We start from the raw sequence: 1060 nt of genomic DNA on the forward strand, positions 1-1060 counted from the left end.
TGGCCTGTTGACCCGTATCTCTCATTGGCTTCATCGGTACCCCAGGAGCTGACCCGTGACCGACAACCCGGCAGCCACGAACGACGTCGCCGCGTCCCTGCGCGCCCGCATCAACACGGGCCAACCGCACACGGCCCGGATCTGGAACTACTGGCTCGGCGGCAAGGACAACTACGAGGTCGACCGCGCGGCCGGCGACCAGATCCGTCAGCTGCACCCGGGCATCGGCGAGTACGCCCGCGCGGACCGGCTCTTCCTCGGGCGGGCCGTGCGGCACCTGGTCGGCGACCTCGGCATACGCCAGTTCCTGGACATCGGGACCGGGCTGCCCACCGCCGACAACACGCACGAGGTCGCGCAGGCCGCCGCCCCGGAGTCCCGGATCGTGTACGTCGACAACGACCCGCTCGTGCTCGCCCACGCCCGCGCGCTGCTCACCAGCACGCCCGAGGGCCGTACCGACTACCTCGACGAGGACCTGCGCAACGTCGACGCGATCCTCGAGCACGCGGCCAGGACCCTGGACTTCAGCAAGCCGGTCGCGCTGATGCTGCTGGGCGTGGTGATCTTCATCGGTGACGACGAGGACCCGTACGGGCTGGTGCGCCGGCTGATGGACCGGCTGCCGTCCGGCAGCCACCTGGTGCTGTCGCACACCATCACCAGCCCGTCGATGCCGGACGTGGACGAGGCGGTCAAGTTCTGGAACGAGCACGGCACGCCGAAGCTGACCCAGCGCACCCCCGAGGACGTCACCCGGCTCTTCGACGGCCTCGAACTGCTGGAGCCGGGCGTGGTGTCCTGCTCGCGCTGGCGCCCGGAGGGCGCCGACGGCACCGAGCCGGAGGAGGTGGCCATGTTCGGCGGGGTGGCCCGCAAGTCCTGAAGAAGATCACCGCTGCGGTGAACGCCGTCGCGTCGTGCCACGTATGGAGAGAAGGGCCCTCAACGACCGGAGGTCCCCGCGGGGGGGGCACCGCGCGGTCGGGGGTCGGGAGCCACGCAGGAGGCACGCACGACGACGGGGCGTCCGGCGAGTGACACAGCTGGCGGCGGTCGG

The 1060-nt window shown here is 71.0% G+C and carries 1 protein-coding gene; it reads left to right on the forward strand.

All coding sequences use genetic code 11. The features are described from left to right. The first annotated feature begins 55 nt into the window (after window positions 1-55). Window positions 56-886: an SAM-dependent methyltransferase gene (locus ACFW2E_RS47715; RefSeq protein WP_384478637.1), complete on the forward strand. Its 831-nt coding sequence runs from the start codon at window positions 56-58 to the stop codon at window positions 884-886. Window positions 887-1060: the final 174 nt, after the last annotated feature.

This window comes from Streptomyces sp. NPDC058964, assembly GCF_042741275.1.
Taxonomy (GTDB): Bacteria; Actinomycetota; Actinomycetes; order Streptomycetales; family Streptomycetaceae; genus Streptomyces.